18 protein-coding genes and 1 pseudogene are annotated in these 20,804 nt (G+C 69.5%); 5 read left to right on the top strand and 14 right to left on the bottom strand.

What is annotated here, in order from left to right; genetic code table 11:
* The first annotated feature begins 98 nt into the window (after nucleotides 1-98).
* Nucleotides 99-1,289, top strand: coding sequence for a hypothetical protein (locus ACVTJA_RS06150; protein ID WP_465834611.1), 1,191 nt, complete (start codon nucleotides 99-101; stop codon nucleotides 1,287-1,289).
* A gap of 9 nt (nucleotides 1,290-1,298) precedes the next feature.
* Here ACVTJA_RS06150 and ACVTJA_RS06145 read toward each other — a convergent pair whose 3' ends face one another.
* Both ACVTJA_RS06145 and ACVTJA_RS06140 read right to left on the bottom strand, forming a co-directional pair.
* Entirely contained in the window at nucleotides 1,299-1,589 is a 291-nt protein-coding gene (locus tag ACVTJA_RS06145) for a hypothetical protein (protein WP_465834609.1), read from the bottom strand.
* A 63-nt stretch (nucleotides 1,590-1,652) separates the two neighbouring features.
* Nucleotides 1,653-1,862, bottom strand: a complete 210-nt coding sequence (locus ACVTJA_RS06140) for a hypothetical protein (RefSeq protein ID WP_465834607.1) — start codon at nucleotides 1,860-1,862, stop codon at nucleotides 1,653-1,655.
* 243 nt (nucleotides 1,863-2,105) lie between these two features.
* On the opposite strand from ACVTJA_RS06140, the gene ACVTJA_RS06135 reads away from it, so the two are divergent.
* Nucleotides 2,106-2,315, top strand: a complete 210-nt coding sequence (locus tag ACVTJA_RS06135; protein ID WP_465834605.1) for a hypothetical protein — start codon at nucleotides 2,106-2,108, stop codon at nucleotides 2,313-2,315.
* A gap of 123 nt (nucleotides 2,316-2,438) precedes the next feature.
* On the opposite strand, the gene ACVTJA_RS06130 is transcribed toward ACVTJA_RS06135, so the two are convergent.
* From ACVTJA_RS06130 to ACVTJA_RS06120, 3 genes are all read right to left on the bottom strand, one after another.
* On the bottom strand, nucleotides 2,439-3,239 hold the full coding sequence (locus tag ACVTJA_RS06130) for a nucleotidyltransferase family protein (RefSeq protein WP_465834603.1): 801 nt from the start codon (nucleotides 3,237-3,239) through the stop codon (nucleotides 2,439-2,441).
* A 187-nt stretch (nucleotides 3,240-3,426) separates the two neighbouring features.
* On the bottom strand, nucleotides 3,427-4,332 hold the full coding sequence (locus ACVTJA_RS06125; RefSeq protein WP_465834602.1) for an AEC family transporter: 906 nt from the start codon (nucleotides 4,330-4,332) through the stop codon (nucleotides 3,427-3,429).
* Nucleotides 4,329-5,372: a LysR family transcriptional regulator gene (locus tag ACVTJA_RS06120; RefSeq protein ID WP_465834600.1), complete on the bottom strand. Its 1,044-nt coding sequence runs from the start codon at nucleotides 5,370-5,372 to the stop codon at nucleotides 4,329-4,331. Before ACVTJA_RS06120 ends, ACVTJA_RS06125 begins: the two co-directional genes overlap by 4 nt.
* A 124-nt stretch (nucleotides 5,373-5,496) precedes the next feature.
* Between ACVTJA_RS06120 and ACVTJA_RS06115 the strand changes: the two genes are divergently transcribed.
* Nucleotides 5,497-6,093, top strand: a complete 597-nt coding sequence (locus tag ACVTJA_RS06115) for a hypothetical protein (RefSeq protein WP_465834599.1) — start codon at nucleotides 5,497-5,499, stop codon at nucleotides 6,091-6,093.
* A 373-nt stretch (nucleotides 6,094-6,466) separates the two neighbouring features.
* The gene (locus ACVTJA_RS06110; RefSeq protein WP_465834597.1) at nucleotides 6,467-7,726 is read left to right on the top strand and encodes an MDR family MFS transporter; all 1,260 of its coding nucleotides are present in this window, start codon (nucleotides 6,467-6,469) and stop codon (nucleotides 7,724-7,726) included.
* 67 nt (nucleotides 7,727-7,793) lie between these two features.
* On the opposite strand, the gene ACVTJA_RS06105 is transcribed toward ACVTJA_RS06110, so the two are convergent.
* The 3 genes from ACVTJA_RS06105 to ACVTJA_RS06095 form a co-directional block, all read right to left on the bottom strand.
* The gene (locus ACVTJA_RS06105; protein WP_465834595.1) at nucleotides 7,794-9,269 is read right to left on the bottom strand and encodes a M57 family metalloprotease; all 1,476 of its coding nucleotides are present in this window, start codon (nucleotides 9,267-9,269) and stop codon (nucleotides 7,794-7,796) included.
* A gap of 533 nt (nucleotides 9,270-9,802) precedes the next feature.
* A complete protein-coding gene (traC, locus tag ACVTJA_RS06100) occupies nucleotides 9,803-11,623 on the bottom strand; it encodes an outer membrane exchange accessory lipoprotein TraC (protein ID WP_465840322.1) in 1,821 nt (606 codons plus the stop codon).
* Nucleotides 11,624-11,696: 73 nt separating this feature from the next.
* Nucleotides 11,697-12,620, bottom strand: a complete 924-nt coding sequence (locus ACVTJA_RS06095) for a LysR family transcriptional regulator (RefSeq protein ID WP_465834593.1) — start codon at nucleotides 12,618-12,620, stop codon at nucleotides 11,697-11,699.
* Nucleotides 12,621-12,743: 123 nt separating this feature from the next.
* Between ACVTJA_RS06095 and ACVTJA_RS06090 the strand changes: the two genes are divergently transcribed.
* Complete coding sequence (locus ACVTJA_RS06090) at nucleotides 12,744-13,772, top strand: aldo/keto reductase (RefSeq protein ID WP_465834591.1); 1,029 nt, start codon at nucleotides 12,744-12,746, stop codon at nucleotides 13,770-13,772.
* An 85-nt stretch (nucleotides 13,773-13,857) separates the two neighbouring features.
* Here the strand turns inward: ACVTJA_RS06090 and ACVTJA_RS06085 are convergent, their stop codons facing one another.
* From ACVTJA_RS06085 to ACVTJA_RS06060, 6 genes and pseudogenes are all read right to left on the bottom strand, one after another.
* Complete coding sequence (locus ACVTJA_RS06085) at nucleotides 13,858-14,361, bottom strand: DMP19 family protein (RefSeq protein WP_465834589.1); 504 nt, start codon at nucleotides 14,359-14,361, stop codon at nucleotides 13,858-13,860.
* Complete coding sequence (locus ACVTJA_RS06080; protein ID WP_465834587.1) at nucleotides 14,358-15,692, bottom strand: hypothetical protein; 1,335 nt, start codon at nucleotides 15,690-15,692, stop codon at nucleotides 14,358-14,360. The genes ACVTJA_RS06085 and ACVTJA_RS06080 overlap by 4 nt, the downstream gene beginning before the upstream one ends.
* On the bottom strand, nucleotides 15,689-17,860 hold the full coding sequence (locus ACVTJA_RS06075; protein WP_465834585.1) for a hypothetical protein: 2,172 nt from the start codon (nucleotides 17,858-17,860) through the stop codon (nucleotides 15,689-15,691). The genes ACVTJA_RS06080 and ACVTJA_RS06075 overlap by 4 nt, the downstream gene beginning before the upstream one ends.
* Nucleotides 17,850-18,897 (bottom strand): annotated as a pseudogene (locus ACVTJA_RS06070) (hypothetical protein). The gene ACVTJA_RS06075 and the pseudogene ACVTJA_RS06070 overlap by 11 nt, the downstream one beginning before the upstream one ends.
* A 325-nt stretch (nucleotides 18,898-19,222) precedes the next feature.
* Entirely contained in the window at nucleotides 19,223-19,927 is a 705-nt protein-coding gene (locus ACVTJA_RS06065) for a GNAT family N-acetyltransferase (RefSeq protein WP_465834583.1), read from the bottom strand.
* Nucleotides 19,914-20,786, bottom strand: coding sequence for an amidohydrolase family protein (locus ACVTJA_RS06060; RefSeq protein WP_465834581.1), 873 nt, complete (start codon nucleotides 20,784-20,786; stop codon nucleotides 19,914-19,916). Before ACVTJA_RS06060 ends, ACVTJA_RS06065 begins: the two co-directional genes overlap by 14 nt.
* Nucleotides 20,787-20,804 lie beyond the last annotated feature (18 nt).

Below are 20,804 nucleotides of genomic sequence, written 5' to 3'. Positions count from 1 at the left end.
TCTATGCCGGGAAGGACACGCTCTGCCGAGCCCCTCTTTTCACGCTCCCGTGACGGTGCGCTAGGGTGCCTCCCTGCCCGCTTCACCCCACCCCGCCCATGCCCGCGCCGACGCCGAAGTCCCGCCCTCCCCAGGACGCCCTGCCCTCGCGGCTGGAGGCGCTGCTGGAGTCCCTCACCGACCGTCACCTCGCGGACCGGCTGGAGCGCGTGCACCGCGCGGCCGCCGTGGCCATCGACCGGCTGGGGCACCTGAACATCGCGAAGTACGAGCCCACCTCCGTGGAGCCGGACGGCGGCGCGGACCTCGCGCTGTGGGAGACGATGGCGCCCGCCATCGGCGACACGCTGGTGGGCGTCAACCAGCTCGTCGCCGCCATCCACAAGGAGTTCCCCCCGCCCGCGCGACCCGCCGGCCAGGACGAGGGCTGGGCCCCTCCGCCCGCCAGCTCGGACGAGCGGCTGGCGCAGGAGGTGGAGGCGGTGCTGCACGCGATTGCCGCACACCTCGCGAAGCGCGTGGGTGAGCTGGGCCTGCAGATGCGCCGGCCCGAGGTGGTGAGCGACCGCTGGACGCTGATGGCGGAGCTTCAGGCCTTCCGCGCCGACTTCAGCGTGCGCGTGGGCGACCTCGTCTACCTCACCGCGTCCGCCTTCGAGGACGTGCGCCGCGAGGACGTGGTGCCGGGCTACGTGCACCAGGTGGCCGCGCGGGCCGCCCTGCGCGCGGCGGCGGCGGACCTGCGGCGCTCCCTGCAGGGACGGCTGGAGCGCGCGGCGAAGGCGGAGGCCCGCGCGCGCCCCGCGCTGGCGAAGCAACTGGCGGAGAGCCTGTCCGCCTTCGTCTCGCTGCCCGCGTCGGTGGCGCTGCGCACGCCGCAGAAGCGCGAGGTGCTGGAGCTGCGCGCGCGCCTGCTGGAGACGGCCACGAAGCCGGAGCTGGACGTGGACGCACTCCCCGCGCTGGTGGAGCGCTTCCTCGTGGCCCTGGACGGGCACATGGAGGAGGTGACGCGCACGTGGCTCATCGTGCACGACCGCGCGGTGTGGGCGGCGTGCGGCATGAAGCTGGAGCAGGTGGAGATGCACCTGGCGCTCGGCTCGCCGGGCGCCGCGCGGGTGATTGCGGACGCGGTGGACGCGGCGGGCGCGCTCCAGGGTCGCGTGGCGGCCTTCGACGCCTTCCTGCGCAAGGCGCGCCAGGAGACCAGCGAGGGACTGGACGAGGCAGGGACGCGGGATTTGCTCGCGCGCTTCCGGGAGCGGCTCGCGGCCCTGCCGTTCAGCTGAGGCGCGGGACTACTTGTTCGCGGCGTCGGCGGCCGGCGCGGGCAGCGCGGGAGCCACGGGCTTCGGCGGGGTGACGCGCAGCTCGTTGTAGCGGGCGGCGAGCGTCTCCGGCGTCAGCTCCTCCTGGTCCTGCTTGGGGTTGGTGTTCCAGCCGAAGTCCGCCGGCACCTTGCCGCCGCCCTGGCTGCTGTAGCCAATCATGTCCGGGAACAGCTTGGACCAGCGGCCCGCGGGGTCCGGCTCCTTGGTGATGTGCTGACGGTTGGGACGGTGAAGGAAGGGCTTGGGTGCGTCGCTCATGACGCGAAAGCCTCTCCGAAACGAGCCCGCATGGGTAGAGGGAAAGCCTCGGCCAGGGGCCCTTCAGGCCGCCCGCCGGGTGCGCCTGCGCCGCACGGACGTCACCGGAGGGAGCACCCGGGGCCCCAGGGAGAAGACGGCCGCGAAGTACCGGGCCTGGGCCTCGCTACCGTAGCGGTAGCGCCGGACGGCACCGTCACGCGTGCGCACCTCCACACCCCAACCCCTCCGTTCGTGGAGGAGCTCCACGTGTGCCACCTCCACCTCGCCCATACCGTCCCCCTCGCCAACCGTTCCCCCGGCGCCTTGAAATCTCCGTGCCAGCCGCGCGCCGTGAGGACTCCAGGTTGCGGTGTCGGGAAGTCGTCACTACCTGTGTGGGCGGTAAGGATTGCAGGAGGGCCCGGCTGGCCGCCTGCTCTCCAGAGGCGCCGTGCGAAGCGTGCGCGGGTGTACGTACCGGGGTACACCCCCAGGCCACCTTGTGCCTCGCAAATCCTGCGTTAACTCAGAGGCATGACTCACTTCGAAAGCAGCAACGGCGACCGGTTCGCCGAGTTCGTCCTTCCCGACGGCTGCGTGCTCTGCGGCGGCGAAGTGACTGTGCGCGCCTCACAGGCGGGCGCGCACAGCTACTGCCCGCAGTGTCACTGGCTGTCCAAGCCGCACATGCGCGTGCGCGACAACGGCGTGGAGCTGTCCTTCGCCACGACGGCGCAGGCGTAGCGTCAGACCTTTCTTCCGGGTGGCATGGAGGCGCTCATTCCGCCCCGCCACCCGCCGCTTCGGGGCCTCGCGAAGAGGCCCTCCCTCCTTCCAGCGTGTGGGCTGCATCCAGGCGCGGTCCCCTCAGTGGGGACCGTGGATGCTGCTCGCATGCCCGGTGGCGAGGAGCTCGTCGCCGCGCTCGCGGTCCTTCTCGTCCCAGGCGCGGCCGTCCTCATAGCCCCACTCGGCGAGGTCCACCTCGTATTGGACGTGGGACAGCAGCCGGCCGCGGCAGAGCTTCCGCTCCCAGTCGCCCTCCTGCACCGAGCCGCTGGCGCGGGAGAGCAGCTCCTGCATCAGCCACTCGGGGACGATGGCCCGGTCTCCGGGGTAGGCGAAGCGGAAGAGCATGAGGTGCGAGAGGAGCACCTCCCAGTACCTGTCGAAGCGCTTGAGGAGGCGCGGCCAGTCGAAGCTCGCACCGGCCTTCACCAGGAGGTGCGTGAGTTCGTGGCCGTCGAAGCGCTCGCGCTCGAGGACGAAGGCCTTGCTCCAGAAGATTTCCTCCGCCGGGGGCACCTTGCACGCGCAGCCGAGGAGCTGGGCGCAGACGGCATGCTCGAACCAGCCGTCGTCGACGACGGTGAGGCCGTTGCCGGAGGCGAAGATGATGTCGACGAGGAAGTCGTCCCAGAAGGCCTTGTGGAGCCAGCCGTGGACGTTGCTCTCGGTGCGCCAGTCGTTGCGCGCGAGCACCTCGAGGGCGCGGTCGGCGTCCGCCTTGCGGATGAAGAGGTCGAGGTCCTTGGTGTCGCGGTAGATGCCGGTGTAGTGGGCGAACGCGTACGCGCCGCCGACGAGGAAGGGAATGCCGGCATCGGTGAGTAACTGGATGGCGTAGGTGCGTGCGCCCAGCTCGGCGACAGGGCGCCGGACCTCCATCCGCCGCGGGTCCCCCCCGGGTGCTCCCGAGGCCTTCGGTGGTTGCTCAGCCATGCGGCAAAGATAGGGGGACGGTGCCGGTACGACAGGGGTCCGGCCGCGTGCCCGGAAGCAGGGCAGGCGGACGGGCACGGGGGCTGTCCGTGAGGTCACGGTGGAGTGTCGCGCGGTGCGCGATTCAGCGCCTTCAGTGCACCACCCAGAACCACCCCAGCGCCGTGGCGAAGGACAGCGGAATCCCCACGCCGACCATCAGCACGGCGAGCTCCGGGTCGAGCTCGTGCTCAGCGGCGAGAATCGCCGCGCTCACCATGGGCGCCATCGCGGACTGAAGCACCGTGGCCTGCACCACCACTGGCGTCAGCCCCGGCATCGCCAGCAGTCCCAGCGCCACCAGTCCCGGCACCAGCAGCAACTTGTATGAGAGCCCCAGCACCAGCGCCGGAATCCGGTGACTCACGCCGGTGAGACGAAGCTGCAACCCCACCGAGAACAGCGCGAGCGGCGTGAGCAGCGAGCCCAGCCGCTCCAGCACCGTGTCCAGCCAGATGGGGAAGCCCCACGGCCGCAGCGCCAGTGACACCACCAGCGCGAGGAACGGCGGAAACGTCGCCACCTTCCGCGCGAGCACGCTGAACGGCAACGCCTTCTCCGCGCTCGCGCGTGTCGCGGCAATCGTCGCCAGCGTGGACAACACCATGAACGAGCCGAGCTGGTCCGCCACCACCGCCACCGCGAGCCCGCCCTGCCCCAGCAGCGCCTCCGCCATGGGCAGACCCACGAAGGCCGTGTTGCCCAACCCCGCCGTCAGCACCAGCGCCATCACCGACTGCCGCGACAATCCCAGCCGGGGCCCCAGCAACCGGAAGAACGGACCCGCCGCGAGGAAGTACAGCCAAGGCACCACCGCGGCCACGATGAGCTCCGGCACGAACTCCAGCCGGTGCATCACCCGCAGCACCAGCGCCGGCAGCGCCACATACAGGATGAACGTGTTGAACGCGCCCGCCGCGCCCGGAGCGAACTTGCCGCTGTGCCGCGCCAGTACGCCCAGCAGCAGGCACATCCCCAGCAACCCGATGACCGCACTCATGACGTCCGCGCCTTCCCTCGCCGCGACGCCCCTTGCGGAGCGCGCGACGCCACCTTCCCATGTCTGAGCGTGCTGCCCGATGACTTCGACGCCGAAGCCTTGGCATCCGAGTCACCGACCGCCCCCACGCTCCAGGGCGAGACCACCCCACCGCCCGCCAGCAACGGCCGCTCGCGATGGATGACCTCCGAGAAGAAATCCATCACCGCCCGCACACGCGCGTTCTGCTGCAAGTCCGGATGCACCACCAGCCAGATGTCCCGGCGCAGCGCCGCCACCGGAGGCATCAACCTGCGCAACCCCGGCGACGTGTCCCCGGAGAAGCACGGCATCAACCCCAGCCCCACACCGGCCTGCGTCGCGGCCACCACCGACAGCAACGAATTGCACCGCACCACCACGCGCGCGGACGTGGCCGCCTCGCCCATCCACCGCGCCTCCGGCCACTTCGCCGCCGCGTCCGCGTAGCCGATGACGTCATGCCCCGCGAAGCCCACCGCCGGGTCCGGCAGCCCGCGCCGCGCGAGATATGCCTCCGACGCGTAGAGGGAAATCGCAATCTCCCCCACCTTGCGAGCCACCAGCGACGCCTCCTTCGGCCGCGTCAGCCGCACCGCCACGTCCGCCTCGCGCCGGGCCAAATCCAGCGCGCCATGGTCCGTGAGGAACTGCACCTCGATGCCCGGATGCCGCTCGCGAAACGGCCCGAAGCGCGGCAGCAGGTGATTCACGGCGAACGCCTCCGTCGTCGTCACCCGCACCACGCCCTCCAGCCGAGCATCCTCGCCGCCCGCCCGGCGCTCCACCGCGAGCACCGACGCCTCCATCTCCTCCACCGTGCCGCGGATGCCCTGCCCCGCCGCCGTCAGCACGAAGCGCCCCGGCGTCCGGTCGAACAGCCGCGTGCCCAACTCCTCCTCGAGCACCGTGAGCCGCCGCCCCACCGTCGTCGCATCCACCTTCAACGCGCGAGACGCCGCCGCGAGCGTCCCCTCTCGCAACACAGCCAGGAAGTACCGCAGGTCATTCCAGTCCGGCATGGCGCCCTGCAAGATTGCAGGCCCATCCGGCAAACTCCAGCGTTTCCGCATGCCTGTCCCCGGAGCATTCATGTCGCCACCACGAGCCGCGCGAAGCGGCCCACGCCCCGAAGGGAGCACCACCATGAATGCCACCACCCGCCTTGCCGTCGCCCTCGCCACCCTCACCGCCGCCGCGTGCGGTGGCGCGAATACGGCCGTGAAGCCGCGGGACCTCGCCGGCCGCTGGGACAGCGCCTCCTGCGAGGCCATTCCCAACGGCGACGGAACCAACAGCTACATCCAGCGCCACTTCCAGCTCACCGAGGAGAAGTGGACGCTCGACCTGGATGCCTTCGGCGACGCGCAATGCCAGACGAAGCTCTTCACCGCGCGCGTCGTCGGCCCCTACACGCTGGAGCGCGACTCCGAAAAGGTCCCCGGCGCCACCGAGGGCGACTTCGTCTTCGGCGAGCGCTTCCTCACCGCGCACGTGCAGCCGCTCGCGGACGCCTTCACCCAGTCCAGCTGCGGCACGGGCGCGTGGACGGTGGGCACCGAGCAGGCCATCCCCGGCGCCTGCCTCTTCTTCAAGCCCATTGCCCAATGCAGCACGGACCATGACGTGGTGAAGGTGGACGGCAACAAGCTCTTCTTCGGCCAGCGCCCCGCGGACAACGACATGTGCACCCCGGACAAGCGCCCGCAGGCCCTGGCGGACCTGCCCGTCGTCAAGGGCTGAGGCCCCGCATCGGGGGAAGCGGCGCCACTCACTCGCGCACCGTGCGCCATGCGCTCCGAGCGCTGGCACGGAAAGGCCTCACCGGGACGCACCATCGCAGGCGCGGCGTGCACCGTGCGGATGAAGGCCGGACCCCCAACCAGCCGCCAGGGAAGCAGGACTTCCCGAGTAGACAGGGGCAGCCGTCATGGGGTCCGGCCCGCGTGTCATGAAGTCCGCTCCGGTGCCGTCACATTCCGGGTAGCGCCCACCCCACCCGGAGACTTGGAGCAACGGGTCCGCTGGCCCATGCTCCGCCCCAGTCATGGACCCCAGTCCTCCCGCGCCGCGTCCCGCTCCCGCTCCTCCCAGTGTCCCGGAAGGAGGCGCGTCCATGAGCGGCACGCTTCGGCAAGCGGTGAGAGCCCTCGCGGGAGGCCTGCCCCGCACGTACTGGGTGCTGTGGACGGGCACGCTGGTCAACCGGCTCGGCAGCTTCGTGGTGCCCTTCCTCGCGCTCTACCTCACGCGCGAGCGCGGCTACACCGTGTCGCAGGCGGGCCTCATCGTCTCGCTGCACGGCGCGGGCACGGTGCTCGCGGGCCCGCTGGGCGGCACGCTCGCGGACCGCATCGGCCGCCGCCTCACCCTCGCCGGAGGCCTCTGGCTCGGAGGATGCGGCATGCTCTTCCTCGGCTTCGCGCGCGAGCCCTTCTGGATTGCCGCGGCCGCCTTCACACTCGGCATCTTCGGAGAGCTGTACCGGCCCGCCGTGTCCGCCGCCGTCGCGGACGTGGTGCCGCCGGCGGACCGCACCCGCGCGTACAGCCTCCTCTACTGGGTGGTGAACCTGGGCTTCGCCATCGCCCTCCCGCTGGCGGGGTTGATGACGCGCTTCGGCTACCTCACGCTCTTCATCGCCGACGCCATCACCACGTTCGTCTATGGCTGCTGCATCTGGCTGCTGCTGCCCGAGACGCGCCCCACCGTGGTGTCCACGGAGGCGGGCGCCCCGCCGCGCCCCGCGCTGGGCTCGCCGCTCGCGCCCTTCCGGGACCCGGTGTTCCTCGCCTTCAGCCTGCCCATCTTCGCGGTGGCCCTCATCTTCTTTCAGTGTCAGGTGGCGCTGCCGTTGGACCTGGGACAGAAGGGGCTGACGCCGGCGCAGTTCGGCACGGTGCTCTCCGTCAACGGCGTCCTCATCGTCGTGCTGCAGCCCTTCATCGGCCGGTGGGTGGGCCGCATGCGCCGGGCCCACGCGCTGGCACTGGCCGGAGTGCTCACCGGCATCGGCTTCGGGCTGCACACGCTGTCCGCCAACGTGAGCCTCGCCATCCTCGCCGTGGTGGTGTGGACGCTGGGGGAAATCGCGCAGGCCCCGGTGGCGCCCACCGTGGTGGCGGACCTCGCTCCGCCCGAGCTGCGCGGCAGCTACCAGGGCGCGTACCACATGCTCTGGGGACTGGCCGCATGCGCCGCGCCGGCCATCGGTGGACAGTTGCTGGGCCGCGTCGGCGCCAACACGCTGTGGCTCGGCTGCTTCGTGGTGGGCTCGGCCGCGGCCTGCTGGCACCTGGCCATCGCCGGAGGCCGGCGCCGCCGCATGGACGAGCTGCGCACGCTGCGCCCCGAGCTGAGCGCCAGCGCGGACTGAAGAGGCAACGGGCGGTCTCGCCAATCAGGGAGACCGCCCGTCACTCACACCGTGTCGAAGCGGAGAGCTACGGCGCGGTGTAGCTGATGTTCAGCGTGTACGTACCGGACGAGTAGCCACGCACCTGAACGTAGGCGCTCGTCTGTCCCGCGGGCACCGTCAGGGTGCACGTCTCGGAGGCGCCCGTCTGGTACGGGCGGCACGCGTAGCTCGTCGTCGTGGGAGCCGAGCCGAACTGCACGTACAGGTCCGGGTCACCCGTGCCCGTCATCACCACCTTGAAGGTGGTACCCGCCAGCACGCTGTACGCGGGGAGGGTCGTGACACTGCCCGAGGCCACGGTGCCGGTCTTCGTGTCCGTCTTCGCCGTGCCGGTGCTGGTGCCGGGCTTCGTGTAGCTGATGGTCAGGTTGTAGGTAGCCGCGGTGAAGCCGCGCACCATGACGTAAGCGGACGTCGCGCCCGCGGGCACCGTCAGGGTGCACGTCTCGGAGGCGCCCGTCTGGAACGGACGGCACGCGTAGCTGCTCGTCGTGGGCGCCGCGCCGAACTGCACGTACAGGTCCGGGTCACCCGTGCCCGTCATCACCACCTTGAACTCGGTGCCGGCCACCACGCTGAAGGAGCCGATGTTCACGTTCTGGCTCGCGGACACGCTGCCGGACTTCGTCTCCGTCACCGGCGTGCCGCTGCCCGTCGGAGGCGGGTTGGTGGTGCCCGGCGCGCCGTACAGCGACTGGGCGCCCTGGATGTCCTTCGTGGTGAGCACCAGGTCGCCGGTCTGCGTGCCGTTGCACTGGGGGTAGTGCATGACGGACGAGGAGTCGTACGTCGTCAGCGTGCGCCAGTTGTTGTCCTCGAAGCAGTCGGTGGCACCGGCCTCGGGGCGGGTGTGCTCGTGGCGGAAGCCCAGCGTGTGACCCAGCTCGTGGCGGAGGATGCCCGTCAGCGTCCAGGGCGAGACGTTGCCGAAGGACTCATTGTCGATGAGCACGTTGCGGTTGGCGCGCGTGTCATTCGGGAAGAAGGCGCGGGCCAGGTACTGCCCGCCCGAGTTCACCGGGCGCACGTCGAACACCACGTTGCCGTTGCTCGCGGTGCAGCTCGCGTCCTGCGCGCTCACGTAGACGAAGTCCACGTTGGCCGCGGACTCCCAGGCCGCCGTCGCGTTGGCCATCGCCGTGACGGCCGCGCTGTAGTTGCTGCCGAACGTCGTGCTCACGCAGTAGGTGATGTTCTTCTTCTGCGTGTCGTTCCACTTCGCGTCCACGCCGCCCGACGTGTGGACGATGAGCTGGCCGCCCTTCACGTACGTCTCGTAGAACTCCCGAAGCAGCTTCTCGTTGGAGATGGGCGTGTCACCGTCGACGATGAAGATGCCGGACTCCGGCTCCTGGTAGACGGTGGACAGGAACTGCTCGTACGACATGCCCTGGCCGAGGGTCTCCGGCTGGGTCTGGGTGTTCGTGCTGCCATCGTTGCCGCCGCAACCGGCGAGCAACGCCAGGCCCGCGAGGGCGCCGACGAACTTGGACTGGGTCATGGACTGCCTTTCTGACTACGGGGGACGCCGCCCTACAGCAGCCCCCGTGCCAGAGCCCAAGTCCTCGAACTCACAGGGTTTTCGATTCGAGCCGGTTTATGACGCGGTGCACGGGTACTCCATGACCCTCCACTGAAATGTAAATACCGTTGACGCTTTGAACACCAAGTGGCCCGTTTCTACGTACTTACACGTAGGAAATGGGCTGCCCTGTCTTCGGACAACGGGATTGCAGGAGTGATGAGGCGGACGTCCTCCTGCCTCCCGTCACCTTGGAAGCGGCCCATCCCGTCACGTCGGGATGATGGCGAGCAGGGTGAGGATGATGAAGGCGACGAAGACGAACAGCGCCGCGGCGAGGTCCAGGTCGCTCTCGTGAAGCAGGTAGTTGAAGTCGAGTCGCATGACGGTGTCCCCGGTGGAAGTCCCTTCACCCCGGGCTACGGGAGGCACCGCCTGGCGATTGCGAAGGACACCCGCCGCGCCCTCCCGGCCGCCCGAGCGACGGGCGGCGGGGGCTGCGGCGCCATGCACTACAGGCCGATGAGGGCCTCGGGACGGTTGAGGCCACGCGCGCGGCCGAGCGGTTGGAGGATGTCCTGCGGGGGCGCGTCCGCCGTGAGCAGCAGCGCCCGCACGGCCGTCTCCACCACGTCCTCGGCGCCCGGGCGCACCATGCCCCGGCGCGCGTCCTCCACGCGCTTGCCGCGGTACTTGTCGAAGCGCTCCTTCACCCGGCGGGCCACGTCGGCTACGGCCTTGTCGCCCACCTCCACGCGCAGCTCCAGCTCGTTGCGCAGCTGCACCGGGTCCGCGAGCACGCCGTAGCGGTCATAGCCCTTGTGCGCCACGTCCTCGTGCGCCACCGCATAGTCCTGCGTCTGCGGCGCCACCACGCCCTGCTCCTTGAGCAGGTCGCGCATCACCGCGGTGACGGAGGCCGTCACGGTGAGCCGGTGGAGCTGCACGTCGTAGACGAAGTCCGAGTACATGGGCTCCTCCACGGTGATGGGCTCGCGGAAGACGGAGTCACGGTTGCGCTGCACCTCGATTCGCTGCGCCTCCGACTTGTCCAGCGCGGCCTCGAGCGCCTTCTCCTTCTCCTTCACCGCGGTGGCCTTCCCCACGAGCAGCAGCTCCTCCGCCGCGCACGCGCCGCTGGCGCAGCGGGCGGGGTTGCACTCGCTGGGAAGCTCTCCGTTCTTGTTCTGCTCGCGGGCCGCCTCGCCGCAGTCCTGCAGGGCCTCGCGGCACTCGCGGCGCTCGCGCTCGCGGCAGCGCTCCGCGCCCTCGCGCACGGTGAGCAATTCAGCCTGCATGCGCAGGTACTCGCGCAGGGCCGCGTCCTGCTTGCGGTCCACCTCCTCCAGGGTGCGCTCGGCCTGGAGCAGCTTGCCCTCGAAGCTGGTGCGCTTCGGGTTGGGCACGGAGCGATTGCCGGCGAGGTAGCGCTGCGTGCGCTGCGAGTCCTCCACCACCTTCAGCGGCAGCACGCGCTCCAGGGCCAGGTCGAGACGCACGCCCTCGCGGCCCGCGGGGGCCTCCGTCACCACGCGCAGGGGAAGCTGCGTGGGGAGCATGGCCGCGAGCCGGCCGGCGGCCAGGCGCTGCACCACGTCCGGCGCTCCGGCGCGGTCCTCCACGGGCTCGGCCACCACGAGGAAGGCCACCTCGTCGCGCAGCTTCTGCCGCACGGCCTCGGCCCGCTCGCGAGCGGCGGTGGCGCCCACGCGCTCCTGGTCCGCGCGCACGTAGGCCACCAGCGCGTTGCCCAGCTTGCCCGCCTTCTCCAGGCTCTCACCGGTGCCGAACCAACGCCTGGCCCACGCCACCTGCACGCCGTCCACGCCGCGCTTGGCCGCCGCGTGGTCCGGAGCGACGGAGAGCACGGCGTCGAACTCGGCGCGCGCCTCCTTGAGCCGCTCTTCCTTCAGTGCCGCCTGGCCCACCGCCACGCGCTGGTCCAGCGTCTGGCCGAGCAGCTCGCGCGCGGGCCCGTTCTCCGGATTCAGCTCCAGCGCGCGCACCAGGCGCTTCATGGCGCCGTCGAGGTCACCGCTGGAGTGGACGCCCCGGGCCTCCTCCAGCACCACGTCGCTCCAGGCGGTGCGGACCTTGCCGAGCTTCACCTTCACCTCGGACGCCTCGGGGTCCGCGGCGAGCGCGCGCAGGTAGGCGGCCTCGGCCTCCGCCCACTTCTGCTGCTCGCTGGCGGTGTCGCCTTCCTTCACCGCGCGCGAGAAGGCGGAGCAACCCGTGAGGGCAAGCAGCGCGGCCAGGGCGAGCGCTCCCAGCCAGCGGGAGGAGGCAGGGGGGGAGTGGGGGCTTCGGGAGGGGTTGGGCACGGCCGGCATTCTCGGGGAAAGCGCGCGCCGGGTGAAGACTTCGACCGCATGCCCGCCCGCCCTCCGGGCCGGAGACGGCATCCTACCCGCCACCTCCCCTGCCCGGCTTGCGAGGGAGCCGGGCCGTCATGGCATCCACCAGCACCCGGAGCTTGGGCAGCCGCTGCGCCCGGGCAGGAAAGTACAGGAAGAGGCCGGGGACGCTCGGGGCGTAGTCGGGCAGCACCTCCTCCAGCGTGCCCGCCTTCAGGTCCGAGGCCGCGGCCTGCTCGTTGACGTAGGCCAGCCCCGCGCCCCACCGCGCCGAGGACACCATCAGCGCCGCGTCGTCGGTGACGAAGGGCCCACGCACCGCCATGCGGTACTCGCGCCCGCCCTTCTCCAATTCCCAGGCGTAGCGCTGCCCCGAGGAGTGCATGCGGAACCCGATGCAGTCGTGCTCCATCAGGTCCTTCGGCCGCTGGGGTCGTCCCTTGCGCGCGAGGTACGCGGGCGAGCCCACCATGATGAAGCGGAACGGCGGCGTCACCCGCACGGCGACCAGGTCTCTCTCGACGGACTCGCTCAGGCGCACGCCCGCGTCGTACCCGTCCGCGACGACGTCTACGTTGCGGTCATTCACGGAGATGTCCACGGACAGCTCCGGATGCTGGGCCATCAGTCCCGGCACCACGGGCTCGATGATGAGCGGCACGGCGATGCGCGGCACTGTCAGCCGCAGCGTGCCCGTGACGCGGTCCACTCCGCCCTGCACCTCCTCCACGGCGGCCAGGGCCTCGTGCAGCGAGGGGCCCACGCGCTCCCTCAGGCGCTGGCCCGCGTCGGTGAGATTCACGCTGCGCGTCGTGCGCACGAGCAGCGGCGTACCCATGCGCGCCTCCAGCCCGCGCACCGCCTGACTCAGCGCCGAGGGCGACACGCCCAGCGCGCGCGACGCGGCGGAGAACCCCCGCTTGTCCGCCACCGCGAGGAAGGCCATCAACCCGTTGAGCTGTCCCAGGCGCACCTTGAAGTTCTCCTTCAAATCCCATGTAGCAGTCAGCGTGTTCTCTTTGAAGCGGCCCGGGTGCAGTCTTCTTCCCGTGAGCGGGGCACACCGTCCCCGCGCAGGACCTACGGAGGAAGCGCCATGGAATACACGCGACTGGGCAACTCGGGGCTGGTGGTGTCCCGGCTGGCTTTCGGGGTGATGACGTTCGGCTCGGGCAACATCGCGAGCGTCTACAAGGTGGATATGGACGCGGCGCGCGCGCTGGTGGACCGCGCGCTGGAGGCGGGCATCAACTTCTTCGACACGGCGGACGCGTACGCGGGCGGCCAGTCGGAGGAGATGCTGGGGCGGCTGCTCGGCAACCGCCGCAAGGACGTGGTGCTGTCCACGAAGGTGGGCATGCGCACCGGTGAGGGGCTGCTCGACACGGGGCTGTCGCGCCGCCACGTGCTGTCCTCGGCGGAGGCGAGCCTGAAGCGGCTGGGCACGGACTACCTCGACCTCTACATCGTCCACCGCTTCGACCCGCTGACGCCGATGGAGGAGACGCTGGAGGCGCTGGACCAGCTCGTGCGCCGGGGCAGCGTGCGCTACGTCGGCTTCTCCAACTGGTCCGCGTGGCAGGCGGCTCGCGCGGTGGGAATCCAGGAGCGGTACGGCTGGGCGCGCTTCACCGCCGCGCAGATGTACTACTCGCTGGTGGGGCGCGATTTGGAGCACGAGGTGCTGCCCTTCGTGCAGAGCGCGGGCATCGGCACCATGATTTGGAGCCCGCTGGCGGGAGGGTTCCTCTCCGGCAAGTACACGCGGGAGAGCCTGAAGGACCCCAACAACCGCCTCTCGGGCTTCGACCTCCTGCCCTTCGACAAGGAGGCGGGCTTCCGCGTTGTGGAAGTCATGCGCGAGATTGCCGAGTCGACCCGTTCCACCGTGGCGCAGGTGGCGCTCGCGTGGCTCTTGAAGAAGCCGGGCGTGAGCACCGTGCTGCTGGGCGCGAGCAAGCTGTCGCAGCTCGAGGACAACCTGGGCGCGCTGAAGGTGAACCTGTCGGATGAGCAGATGCGGCGGCTCGACGAGGTGAGCCCGCACGCCCTCTACTACCCGAGCTGGTTCAACCAGATGCTGCGAGACCCGCAGCTCGACAAGGGACTTGGCCTCGCGAAGTGAGCGGGAGCTGAACGGCTGAAGGAGGTCGGGGTCCGCACCGATGCGCTCGCGCTCCTTCAGCGTCTCACCTTCTGACCCATCCAATTCAATCGATGAAGAACTCGGAGGGATGCGCCTCGACGTAGCAGAGGAAGTGGGGCTCCAGCTTCCCTTCGTCGTAGAGACGCGCACTCAGCGGGTCCATGTACTTGCGCATCCAACCACCCGAGCGCCCGTCAATGGCGCGCCGACGCCCATCAAGGGTGGCAGGGGGATTGGGACCAAAAAGCGCATACATTCCGTCCCGCACCGCAGCAGCGTGCTCCGCCGCCCCCAATTCGTCGAGGCTCTTCAAGACGAAGTCCACGGAGCTCGGCTCGAAGTTGTAGAGGGCCTGGTCCAGGCCGCCGTTGCACACGTCGCGAATGAAGAATGTCGTCAGCGCGAGCATTTGCTGCCCGCGGGTTCCTGCCGTCGGCTCGTGCCCCCAGGCAGGCTCCATCAGCTTCCACACGAGCTCTCCCTTGGGAAGGTTCCTCACACTCTCTCGCGTAAGCCTTGTGTCGCGCATCGCATCATCTCCTTCACAGCTTTCCACGCCTTCACTCATGAACGGTGTCGCTCCGCCTCGCGGAACAATTGCGTGAGGGAGTAATCAAGCAGCGACTGACGGGACTCCATGTACCGGCGGGCACGCAGGAAGGGCAGCCAGACCCGGTTGCCGACGCGCACCTGGGATTCCTCCTGCTTCTTGCGCGGTATCCACTGTCCGCCCAGCCTGCGCACCAGCACGTCGCCAAGGTAGGCGCCCACGGCCGGCGCCGTATGCTCGTCGAGGAGCTTCCGCTCGTACCTCTCAGGGAAGTTCTCACGCCAGAAGTGGAAGTCGAGGTCGGTCAGTGACTCCGGAGTCGCCTCGGAGATGGAGTCCACCGAGGTGTGCAGCGCCGCGACCAGGCTCTCCGCGAGTCCGTCGTAGGAGTCGCGGGTGCGCTCCTGGCTCTCTACGTCGGTTGGAAGGGCCGTTGGAAGCCACTCCTCAGGCTCGGGGGGCCGGTACGCGTTGAGCTCAGCAATCTTCCGCTGCCGCTCGCTGATGGCGAACTCGTCCGGCATGCGCGAGAGGAGCGGTGCCACGTCCGGGTGGAAGCGGGGCTCCACCGGAACGAGCGCGGCGCTGCGCTCACGCAGGGTGCGCAACACAGTGTCGAAGTCGAGGTCCGGCCGAAGGTGGACATGCGCACGAGCCTGGGCGACGCGTGCCTCATCACTGGCGAAGTCGGCTGCGGTGGGTCTCAGCACCAGGAGAACGGAGCCGTTGGGGAGCTCCTCCACCCGGTGAGCGGGGGTGGACAGCATCCGCTCACGGCCAACGGTCTCCACTAGTTTCGGGTCGAAAACGTTGAGCCAATATACTTCATAGATCTTGTCGAACCCGTCTCTCTGCGCTGTCTCCTCATCGCGACCGAAATTGGGAGCGCCAGAAAGCTGATCGTCAGCCATGCTGTGCGCCATCGCATAGGGAGTTGGGTACTTTATTGCCCAGGCGCGAACCATCTCCACAAACATGCTGCTGCGCTGAAGTTCCGCAAAGAACAAGGGCGGTTGGATATAGAGACTGACACTCAGCCTCGGCCGACGTATGGCAAATCCAACGTAGAGCCTCAAGGAAACCGCTGGGAACGATGAGCGGTGAAGCACAATGGACGTGCTCTTATCGCGCCTCTTCTCATCTAGTGATTTCCAAATGGCCTCACGCGAGTATTTGCGCTGTCGTTTGCCTTCGACAACATCCGGCATCCAGTCGCCTGCATTCTCCTCGAGCGCCTGAAAAATGGGGGCCAGCTCACGCTCTAGCATCCCGTGCTGGTCGAAAGCTCCCTCGAAGGAGAGCCTCAGGCTGTCCTCGCTGTCCAAATCCCGCAGCGTCAGCGACTTCATTGAAACAGGACCTCCACTCCCTCGACTTCGTCTCTGACGTTCTCCAATGCATCCTTCAAGGCGCGAGCGTCAGTAGGCTTGAGGCTACCTCCCTCATAGACAAGACGGACCCTCTGGATTTGCGCCGTCTGCCCGAGTCCGGGCCTGCGGATATTCAACGTCTCACCGTAATACTTCAGAGCGTTGCGCGCGTCCTCAACGATCTGCGCCGCCAGTGCCTCCGGATCCAACAGCTTCAGGTCCCGGCTTTTGAAGCTGAACGTCTCCACGCGAGGTGATTGACCAGCAGGCGGGCGCTCCTCGATGACGAGCGCGTCCGCGAAGCGGAGGTCCGCCTTGGCGACACCCACGTGCGCTACGACTCGAGGCTGGTTGAAGTCCGTCAGCCACTGGCGCTGGGCCCGCGGGCGTGCCGCATCCTTCTCCAGGATGGAGAACATGAGTCGCTCGAAGGCGAGGCCCCGGGCGTACCGCGTCCGCATGACCTGGTAGCCCGCCCACTCCAAGGGGCCCCTGGCCGCCGTACCTTGCTCGATTTCAACGGTCCTCTTCTCCAGGTACGAGACGTAGTCGGGCCAGAGCGGATGGGCTTCAGCTCCGGGAGGGGCAGCAGCCTGGAGCGCCTTGCGATGCTTCTTCAGGAGCGCCACGTCCGTCGGCAAGCGCTGCCCGCCAACCTCGGCCTCGACCTGCTGGAATTTGGCCTCGGCCACCTCGGGGGCGAGTCCAGCGGACTCTGGCAACAGGGCGTGCGTGCGGATACCTCGCTTCGCGGTGCCACCCCGCGCTGACGTGGCCGTCGGGCGCTCGCGATACGCCTCCGCCAGCAGGGCCTGCGCCTTCGGCACATTGCCTCGGGCTTCATGAATGGCCATCGCGCCATCCAGTCCCTCGGCCGCCACGAAATAGCCGGCTGCACGTTCGCCTCGGATGAGCGCGATGAGCTCACGAGCCGCATCACCACCGAGCCTCTCTTCCAAGTGCTTCACGACGGTCTTCAGCGATTCCGCATCAAGCGCCGCGAGGCGCAGTCCCCCGCCTCGTCCGGCGCCGCTGGACTCCGCATGGGCCCGAGCCCCCTTGCCTCCGGCGTACAGCGCCACCGCCAACGCAGCCGGCGCCAACTCCCGCGCGGCCTGCTCGTACCGGCCCTGGTACAGCGAGCGCGCTCCGTGCCCTGCGCCGGCCACGAGGTGGTAGAAACCCAGCGGCACGCCGAACGTCAGGTGGTCGAAGGCCCCAAGCGCCGTGCTTCCAGGCGCGTAGTGCCGCTCCATCAGCGCCTGCTCCACCTCGTCGAGGGCGGACTGGTAGGGCGGCGGCAACTGCTCTCGCTTCGCGGTGAAGTCCTGGTACCGGGCCCCGTCGCTCACCGAGGAGCTGGAGAGTGCATCCCGTCCCGCGCGCCCCAGTCCTCGGAGCACATCCGCCGCGCGCTCTGCTCGGTCGGGGTATTCGGAGAGCTCCAGCCCACGCCGCCGCAGTTCCTCACGGACAGCGGCCATCTGCCCCAACGTGTCTCCCAGTTGCTTGTCGTCCCTCAGCAGGCGCAGGAGCTGGCGTAGCTCGTCGTCGAAGGACGCGTGGAGGATGAAGAGGGCAAAGACTTCCGCCCGGGGGAGGCCGTACTTCTCGGTGGTGCTGACGAGGAATGCCGCCCGCTTGTGGGTGAGGATTTCCGCGGCCTTCGCGTCCATCGGGCCCAGGGCGCCCAGCCGGACGGCATTCCAGTCGGAGAGGGCCTCCACCAGCCGCGGCATGTCCACCGTGCGCTGCAGGGCCACGAAGGCCGCGGGGCTGGTACACCCGAGGAAGGGGGCCAGCACCGCTTCTTCCGAATCCAGGTGGGGCCAGCCAGAAGGCACCTCACCGCACATGGTGGCAGTCGCATGAGGCGCCCGTAGCGGCACCATCTCCCCCCAGCCCGTGCCCTGTGCTTGCGTGGGCAGGCGGCGGTACAACGGCGCTTCGTCCTCCATTCCGGTGGAGGCTTGCGTCGGGCTGGCGGTGCCGGTGGCCCTCGCCTCCTGCGAGGAGGACAGGCCCGAGGCGTACGAGAGCGTCGCGCCGTTCCCGGTTCGAGAGCGCGGCGAAACGCAACCTGTCGCGAAGACGGCGGCAGCCAGCCACACGCCCACGCCACGAAGCAGCCGAGCCTCAGCGCGCATTGTCCACCCCCATGCCCACCGAGAAGTAGCTACTCGGGCGCAGCGAGCCTTCTGCCGTGGGGTGCAGCAAGGTGCCGCCCTGGCCCAGCGCGTACAGCCCTCCGCCGAGGACTCGCCAGCGCACCTCGCCCGCCGCCAGGTAGCGCGTGCCGGGCTGACGCGCCCCCACCGCGATTCCGTGCATGGCCACTTCCATGCTGCGCTGGAAGAGCTGCACCCCGAGGCGCCCGTCCACGTCCACCCGGCCCCAGGTGAAGGACTCCAGGCCCAGGGTGAGGAGCAGGTGCCGCTGCACCACCTCTCCCAACCCCACCGCGTCCCAGCCCAGCAGCAGCTCGCCGTAGGCCGAGTACCCCTCGCGGAACGCGACGTCCGCCAATGGCTGGCCCGAGGTGCCCGCCGCCTGGATACGCGCCAATTCGTAGTCCGGGCCGAAGAAGCCCTGGCGGAAGCCTCCGTGCTGCCTGCGCACCTCCAGCCGCGCGCGCAAGTCCAGCGTCGGCGACACCGCGTCTACGCCTGCGCCAGCCACGACGCCCCAGGCTCCGCCCTCGCCCGGGCGCCCGCCCCACCCGGCGATTGGAGTAGTGCCTCACCAGGTGCCCGGACAGCAGGCTGTACCTGTCCAGCGCGCCTCCCCACAGCGCCACCTGGGACGACTCATTCCCCAACCGGAAGAAGCGCAGCCACTGGCCCCAGTCGGACGGCGTGTCCCAGTCCTCCTTCCGCACCAGGCCCGCCCCCTCGCCGCCGCCCCACAGCCGCAGCCGCACCGAGGCCCCCAGGTTGAATCCCAGCTTCGGGCCGCCGTCCGCCACAACCTGCGGCTCCACCTGGAGGAAGCCTTCCTCCTCACCGACGCCGCGCCGTGGCAGCAGCGTCAGTGCCGTCGCCTCCATCCGCAGCAGGTACTTCCACCGACGACCTGATGAATCGGGTGCGAACGACTCAGGCGCGGCCTGGCCGTCTTCGGCCGGTTCCAGCGAGGCATCGACTCCCGGCTTGAGGATGAGCGTCTCGTCCTTTCCACCTTCCATGGTGGTGTCGGACTCCTGCGCCCAGCTCGTCCAAGGCAGAAATAGCGGAAGCAGCAACACGGCGGCCCAACCGCGCTTCAGGCGCATACACGCCTCCTGTGAATGCCTCGAGGGGGAAATGGACCAAGGTTCCCTGACCGGTCCGACAGGGTGCCGGGCCAGTGTGAACGTGTTGCAATTGGTCGATGCCCCGCCTTTTCAGGCGGAAGGCAGCCCCCTGGCGTCACGGCGACAGGTCTGTGAAGGACACCCTTTCGGGCATGGTGGGCATGGGCTCGTCGGTGGGCAGCGTGGGAAATCTCGTGGGGAGATACCCACGCGCTGACTACGAGCTGAGCGGGGCAAGGCAGTCCGGGTCCGCGCCCACGCTCTTGCGCTCCTCCAGCGTCTCCATCATGTACCGCCACGTGTCGCGCTGCTGCGGCGCGTGGACGCGATACGCGCGCCTCCAGACGGCCTCCACCAACTTCGCCACCTCCTCCGACGGCAGCTCCGCCCGCGAGTCCGCCAGGGGCTCGCGGTAGAGCGCGTAATACCCCTCCGAGCGGCGCGCCATCCACGGGTGGAAGTACGGAAAGTCGAGCGGCATCACCCGGCCCTCGCGGACCATCTTCCGCAGCCACGCGCTCTCCCGCTCCACCTCGCCCGCCACGTACCCCAGCTCCGCGCCCCCTTCCCTCCGGGCCTGCGCGCGGAACGTCTCCACCAGGTGCTCCCGCATCGCCTGTCCCAGCCCCTGGCCGCGCAAGTCCTCCCGCACCGCGAGGTACGAGACGAAGCCGGCATTCACCGCCTGCAGGTACACGCCCGCCGCCGCGGCCAGCGGCTCCTCGTCGTCCTCTCCCACCATCGCCAGCAGGTGGTATCCCCCACCGTGCGCCTCGCCCCGCCGCGTCTCCTCCAACTCGCGCAGGAGGAAGCCCGTGGGGTGCACGTCCCAGATGGCCTCTTGAATCAGCGAGATGGAGCGGCGCGCGAGCGGGCTGCGCTCGTCCGCCACCTCCACCACGCGGCGCTCAGACAGTCCCATCGTCTCCACGCGTGGCTCCTCCGCCGCCCTCCAGCTCCAGGCGGAACACGCGCGCGGCGTTCCGCCACAACAGGCCCTCCTTCTCCTCCGGCGTCGCGTCCAGCCGCTGCACGAAGCCGAGGTAGCTGCCGATGTCGGAGATGGGCCAGTCGCTGCCGAAGAGCAGCTTCGTCGGGTCGTTGATGTACGCGAGCGCCTCGTCGACCTTGCCCCGCGCGAAGCGCTCGAAGCGCTCCTCGAAGGCGCCCAGCGTCAGCCCGGAGATGTCCGCGAAGACATTCGCGTTCTTGTAGACGACCTCCATCGCGTCCGCGAACCACGGGTTGCCCAGGTGGCAGAGGACGAAGGTGACGTCGGGGAACTCGACCGCGGCCTCGTCCACCGTCAGCGGGTGCGCGTACTTCACGGGGGCCTTCGGCGCGTACGTGTCCCCGGTGTGAATCATCACCGGCACCCGGAACTCCGAGGCCAGTGCATGGAGCCCGCGCAACCCGGCGTCGTGCACGTAGTAGGGCTCGTAGCCGGGATACAGCTTCAGCCCCTTGATGCGCCCCTCTTCGAGCAGGCCCCGCAGCTCGGCCAGTTCCTCCGCCCTGTCGCGACCGAGGCGCACACCGGCCACCACGCCGATGCGCGCGTCGTCATGCACGAGGTCCAGGATGGCGCGGGTGCTCGGCCGGTCCTCCGTCACCGCGTAGGAGGACAGCACCAGCGCGTAGCGGATACCGTGCGCGTCCATCTCCGCCCGCAGCGCCGCGTAGCGCTCCGCCAGTGTGGCCGGCGCGTCCGGTGTGTAGCGGTTCAGGTGCGTGTGGCAGTCGATGACCACGGGAGGGAACGATGAGCCCGGGACGCTCACACGTCAGCGCACCATGCC

Source organism: Pyxidicoccus sp. M6 (genome assembly GCF_055568925.1).
Note: the sequence above shows the minus strand (reverse complement) of the source record. Positions and strands in the feature narration are given on the sequence as shown.

Bases quoted from the DNA above. Each gene is read 5' to 3' on its own strand.
- ACVTJA_RS06150 (WP_465834611.1), top strand. From the start codon at position 99: ATGCCCGCGCCGACGCCGAAGTCCCGCCCTCCCCAGGACGCCCTGCCC.
- ACVTJA_RS06145 (WP_465834609.1), bottom strand. From the start codon at position 1,589: ATGAGCGACGCACCCAAGCCCTTCCTTCACCGTCCCAACCGTCAGCAC.
- ACVTJA_RS06140 (WP_465834607.1), bottom strand. From the start codon at position 1,862: ATGGGCGAGGTGGAGGTGGCACACGTGGAGCTCCTCCACGAACGGAGG.
- ACVTJA_RS06135 (WP_465834605.1), top strand. From the start codon at position 2,106: ATGACTCACTTCGAAAGCAGCAACGGCGACCGGTTCGCCGAGTTCGTC.
- ACVTJA_RS06130 (WP_465834603.1), bottom strand. From the start codon at position 3,239: ATGGAGGTCCGGCGCCCTGTCGCCGAGCTGGGCGCACGCACCTACGCC.
- ACVTJA_RS06125 (WP_465834602.1), bottom strand. From the start codon at position 4,332: ATGAGTGCGGTCATCGGGTTGCTGGGGATGTGCCTGCTGCTGGGCGTA.
- ACVTJA_RS06120 (WP_465834600.1), bottom strand. From the start codon at position 5,372: ATGCCGGACTGGAATGACCTGCGGTACTTCCTGGCTGTGTTGCGAGAG.
- ACVTJA_RS06115 (WP_465834599.1), top strand. From the start codon at position 5,497: ATGAATGCCACCACCCGCCTTGCCGTCGCCCTCGCCACCCTCACCGCC.
- ACVTJA_RS06110 (WP_465834597.1), top strand. From the start codon at position 6,467: ATGAGCGGCACGCTTCGGCAAGCGGTGAGAGCCCTCGCGGGAGGCCTG.
- ACVTJA_RS06105 (WP_465834595.1), bottom strand. From the start codon at position 9,269: ATGACCCAGTCCAAGTTCGTCGGCGCCCTCGCGGGCCTGGCGTTGCTC.
- traC (WP_465840322.1), bottom strand. From the start codon at position 11,623: ATGCCGGCCGTGCCCAACCCCTCCCGAAGCCCCCACTCCCCCCCTGCC.
- ACVTJA_RS06090 (WP_465834591.1), top strand. From the start codon at position 12,744: ATGGAATACACGCGACTGGGCAACTCGGGGCTGGTGGTGTCCCGGCTG.
- ACVTJA_RS06085 (WP_465834589.1), bottom strand. From the start codon at position 14,361: ATGAGTGAAGGCGTGGAAAGCTGTGAAGGAGATGATGCGATGCGCGAC.
- ACVTJA_RS06080 (WP_465834587.1), bottom strand. From the start codon at position 15,692: ATGAAGTCGCTGACGCTGCGGGATTTGGACAGCGAGGACAGCCTGAGG.
- ACVTJA_RS06075 (WP_465834585.1), bottom strand. From the start codon at position 17,860: ATGCGCGCTGAGGCTCGGCTGCTTCGTGGCGTGGGCGTGTGGCTGGCT.
- ACVTJA_RS06065 (WP_465834583.1), bottom strand. From the start codon at position 19,927: ATGGGACTGTCTGAGCGCCGCGTGGTGGAGGTGGCGGACGAGCGCAGC.